The organism is Halalkalibacterium ligniniphilum (assembly GCF_000334155.1).
Lineage (GTDB): Bacteria > Bacillota > Bacilli > Bacillales > Bacillaceae_D > Halalkalibacterium > Halalkalibacterium ligniniphilum.
The window spans coordinates 1-4885 of sequence record NZ_ANNK01000003.1; the positions used below are offsets into that span (position 1 = coordinate 1).

At 42.7% G+C, this 4885-nt stretch carries 3 protein-coding genes and 1 pseudogene; 2 read left to right on the forward strand and 2 right to left on the reverse strand.

Annotated features, from left to right (window positions below; genetic code table 11):
• Window positions 1-431 precede the first annotated feature (431 nt).
• Together BLT_RS0100435 and BLT_RS0100440 are read left to right on the forward strand one after the other, a co-directional pair.
• Complete coding sequence (locus tag BLT_RS0100435; protein ID WP_026104906.1) at window positions 432-1025, forward strand: DNA-3-methyladenine glycosylase; 594 nt, start codon at window positions 432-434, stop codon at window positions 1023-1025.
• Window positions 1026-1159: 134 nt separating this feature from the next.
• Window positions 1160-1375, forward strand: a pseudogene (locus BLT_RS0100440) (hypothetical protein); the annotation flags it as partial.
• Between the two features lie 273 nt (window positions 1376-1648).
• On the opposite strand, the gene BLT_RS0100445 reads toward BLT_RS0100440, so the two are convergent.
• Window positions 1649-3640 carry a methyl-accepting chemotaxis protein gene (locus BLT_RS0100445; RefSeq protein ID WP_017725866.1) on the reverse strand — a complete coding sequence of 664 codons (1992 nt, stop codon included), beginning with the start codon at window positions 3638-3640 and terminating at the stop codon, window positions 1649-1651.
• A 517-nt stretch (window positions 3641-4157) separates the two neighbouring features.
• Window positions 4158-4885, reverse strand: a 728-nt coding sequence (locus tag BLT_RS0100450) for an LLM class flavin-dependent oxidoreductase (protein WP_017725867.1), incomplete at its 5' end; no start/stop codon positions are given.

The window sequence follows — 4885 nt, forward strand, 5'->3', positions numbered from 1 at the left end:
TACCCTTGCCTTTAATCCCGCAGGAGTTTACGTATATTTCCTCGCTAAGGTTATGCATTGTTCGCATTTTCATGTCCCAGCCTCTTTTTGCTGAAATTTAACCGAGCATGAGGCACAAAATGTTTGGGGACATAATGTCTAAAGTTAAAAAACCTCTATCACAACATGAGCAAAGGTACATCATGTATGTGTAACTATGCTAGAAATGGATGACATGATTTAAAGGGTACGCTCCCAACTGATCTTACTTATTTTACACCCTTCAAAGATTGAATAATCCCTTAGGATGTCCAAAAAAGCCTTTTTGAGGGATGCTTGTCACAATTTTCTGCTGTGATCAAGTCAAAGTGGTTTTGGTGGTCCAATATGAAACCTTTGGAAGGTTGATTGGTTATTTGGGAACGATGGAATTGATAAGAGAGGTGAGGGTTATGTCTTTTCAACCGATCGATTCTTCCTTTTTTCAACAGCCTACTCTACAGCTGGCTCACTCTTTGCTGGGGATGTTGCTTGTAAAGGAAACAGAGGTAGGAACGGCTTCAGGATGGATCGTAGAGACGGAGGCGTACATGGGCCCTAATGATCGTGCTGCCCATAGCTTTGGAAATCGAAGGACAACACGGACGGAAGTGATGTTTGGTCCACCTGGGTACGTCTATACGTATGTCATGCATACACATTGTCTCGTGAATGTAGTGAGTGGAGAGGTTGGCGAACCAGAGGCCGTGTTAATTCGAGCGTTAGAACCATGTACGGGAAAAGAACTGATGTACAAGCGGCGTGGTGAGGATAAAAAGGAGCAGGAGCTTACAAATGGTCCAGGGAAGCTAACGAAAGCTCTTGGCATTGAAAAAGGTGATTACGGAAGAGCTTTCTTTGAAAAACCCCTTTTTATTGCTGAAGGAAAAAAAGTTAAATCTGTTGCCAGTGGTCCAAGGATTGGAATTCCGAACAGCAGAGAGGCTCGAGATTACCCATGGCGGTTGTGGATAGAAGGCAACCGCTTTGTCTCTAAAACGAAATAGAATTGAAACAATTGTTTATTAGAAATGGACGTAAGCTTTACTCAATGTATTTTTGTTGTTTTTGCAAACAGGGATACAAGAAGTCTTATACAGAATGGTATGCTTTAAAAAATTGAGCTTCAAGAGGCTGGGATATGAGTAAAAGACGTTTTAAGGATTATCAAATTAGTGGAGAGATCACACGTGCTTTGGACAATTTAGGATATTCTCAACCGACAGCGATTTATGGAAAGCAGCCTTTCGATAAGCAAAAAGCTGAGTTAAAGCAAAAAAGTCATGTTGTCGTTGGGACGCCTGGTCGGGTGCTCGAGCACATTCAAAAAGGTACATTTCCTTTCATGCGTATTAACTAACTTGTTATCGATGTAGCTGACGATAGTGGCTCTTCACTTTGGCTTGACTGTTAGTATGGATAAAAGGGGCTGGGACAAAAGAGTTTTTATTGATGAGACATCCGAACGTCATGATCGTTGCTGCATAGCATTCGCTACGGAAATATACTCCGCTAAGGTTATGCATTGTTCGCATGTTCAATCATACACGTTCGTTATGCCCCAGCCTCTATTATGCCTATTAATCTTTAAAATCACATGAATTAAAGTGACTAAAATAGTATAAGGAATTTAATCAACTTTAAACTGGCGAACGAGTTCATTTAATTTATTTGACATGTCGGATAAGGAACTAGCTGCCTCATTTATTTCATTAATGACGTTCAATTGTTGCTCAGAGGTTTCTGTTACTAGCTGTGCATTTTTTGACGCCGTTTCAGCTGTTCCTGCCATTTCTTGAACGGAAGCAGAGATTTCTTCGGTGCTTGCTGACATTTCCTCAGAAGTGGCAGACATTTCTTCGATTTTTGTTGTTACATCTTCAATGGACTTTAAAATTTGGTTGAATTTCGTTCCAACCTCGTTAATCTTATTGATTCCTTTTGTCACGTCGACCGTGCTAGCGGCAATGGAGGATACAGACTTTTCCGTGTTTGATTGGATTTTTTTGATTAAGCCTTTAATCTGGTTCGCCGAATTTGCGGTTTGATCAGAAAGCTTTCGGATTTCATCCGCAACGACTGAAAACCCTTTTCCTGCTTCTCCTGCTCTTGCTGCTTCAATCGCAGCGTTCAGAGCCAAGAGATTTGTTTGCTCGGAAATGTCAGTGATAACATTGATGATTTGACCAATTTGTTGGGAGTCATTCTCCAATAAATGAATCGTCGAGCGTGTTTCATTTGTTCCTTTTTGAATGGAATTCATTTGCTCGATGGCCGATTGAACAGCTGTGTACCCTTCATCAGCGTTTTTATTCATGGCCGATGACGATTCGGAAATCACGGACGCCGACTCAGCAATGAGCTGGACGCCTTGTGATAGCTCTTCCATTGCTTGTGCACTTTCTTCAGAGCTTTGAACTTGTGTAGCAGCACCTTGGGCAACCTCTCGAATCGACTCGGTTACTTCCATCGCCATTTCAGATGACTTTTGTGCGTTCTCATTCATGACTTTAGCGGACTGTAACACCTGCTCAGAACCGGATCTAACTTGGCTAATCATCTTGTTCATATTGTCTGAGATCCTTTTGAACATCTGTGCTAGAACGCCGACCTCATCTTTTCTTTTTAATAATGCATCTGGCACATGATGGGTAAAGTCATTTTGGCTCATATGCTCACCAAGTGCTGTCACGGTTACAATCGGTTTGACAATGTTGCGAGAAATAATGAAAACCAAGGCGATTCCAACAGCTAATATAATGACAGTCGCAATAACCATAAAGATCTGAAGCCTTTGCAATGGAGCCAACACTTCGGTTTCTGGGACGCCAACCCCAATTGTCCATCCCGTATTTTCTAATGTCGAAAAGCCAAGATACTGCGGAACACCGTCATAGGTAAATTGACTAATCCCTTCCTCTTGTTCAACCATGGTAGTGATCGATTCTGCAAGGGAAGCAAATTGTGTATCCGTTTTAGCGGCGTCAATATAATTGAATTGATTTTGGACAAGCTCACGATCGCGGTTTGCAATCATTGTTCCTTGTTCATTGACAACAAAGGCGTAGCCCGATTCCCCATAGGATATATCTTCAACCATATTACTTAAAAAGCCAGCATCCATTCGAGCTACAAGTGCTCCTACAACCTCTCCACCGTCAATTATCGGTGCAGTGACCATGACGACTGGTTCATTGGTTGCTCGGCTAATAATTACATCTGAAACATTCGCTTCACCTTCAAATGCTCGCTGGACATATGGGCGATCACTGAGATCTAAGGTAGTTTCATCGAGATAGCGGGCCATTCCATCTGGTGTTACGACGGCAAAGGCTAAGTAGTCAAGCCTTTCAAAATCTGTTTCTAATGCGGGCTTTTGTACGTCCCAATCCATACTTATTAAAGCATTACGAGAGGCAATGGCACTAATTTCAGCCAGACTCGTCGATAAACGCTCACCAACAAGTAAAGCACTATCATGGGCTTTATTAACAAGAGCATTTTCCGCTTCTGTTTCTACAATTGCTGCCGTGTTCATATAGGTAATAATGCCTAAGGATAAGCTTACTAAAAGCAGTAATGCTCCAAAGGACAATAACAGCTTTCTACCAATGCTTTTCAATTTGTGCACCTCTTCTTTTGTCGAATAAGTCTCTCTTTTTTTTTCGTCAAAAAAACAGAAATGTTAACAAGATTGGACAAGAAATATAAAAACGATACATAATGACTAGGTCTACAGTCCTAATTACACTTGCCCGAAAAACAGTTTTTCCTATAAATTAGATATTGCTAGATATTGCTAGCTAGGCAATAGTGAGCAGGATCATTGTCCTTTGCTTTTGTTAAATGTTGTTGGCTAAGGGATAAGTAGGTTTAGCCGAATGGAAAGTAAGATAAAAAGCGAGGCTGGGCCAAAAGAGTTTTTATTATGAGAAATGATGCATAGCATTCGCTTCGGAAATATCCTTCGCTTTCCGCGGGCGGCTGGTGAGCCTCCTCGTGCTTTTTGCACTGTGGGGTCTCACCCTTGCCTTTGATCCCGCAGAAGTCTACGTCTATTTCCTCCGCTAAGGTTGTGCATTGTTCGCATGTTCAATCATACACGTTCGTTATGTCCCAGCCTCTTTTGAGCTGTTTCCTTATTTCGTAATGTCAGCGACGATTTCGAGTGAACGAAGGCGTGCCTCGTGATCATAGATTTGCGCATTGACCATAATTTCGTCGGCTTGAGTTTCATCCAAAAATGTTTGAAGCTTTTCTTTCACCGTTTTTGCGCTACCAATGATTGAAGAGCCGAGCTGTTGCTTCAACGCCTCTTTTTCATAGTCGGTAATGAGCTCATCAAAGTTCTCCACTGGTGGCTGCAGTGGTGCTTCATGATTTCGTATCAAGTTCAAGAATTGCTGCTGTAGGGTCGTAGCGAGCAGGCTTGCTTTTTCATCCGTATCTGCAGCAACAATGTTTAGACCAACCATTGCATACGGCTTCTCAAGGACCTTTGAAGGCTTGAAGTGTCGGCGATAGATCTCGAGAGCCGGAAGTGTGTATTTCGGTGAGAAGTGGCTAGCGAAGGCAAAAGGAAGACCAAGCTGTCCAGCTAGCTGTGCGCTGAATCCGCTTGAACCTAATAACCAAATGGGAATATTCAAGCCTTCGCCTGGAATCGCTCGCACGGGCATTCTTCCTGAAGCAAGGGAAGGATCGAAATAGGCACGTAGTTCAGCTAATTGCTCTGGGAAATCATGGCCATCGCTTCGACGGTCTCGTCTTAAAGCATGGGCTGTTAACTGATCCGTTCCTGGCGCACGACCAAGACCGAGATCGATTCGACCTGGGAATAGGGATTCAAGTGTTCCGAACTGTTCCG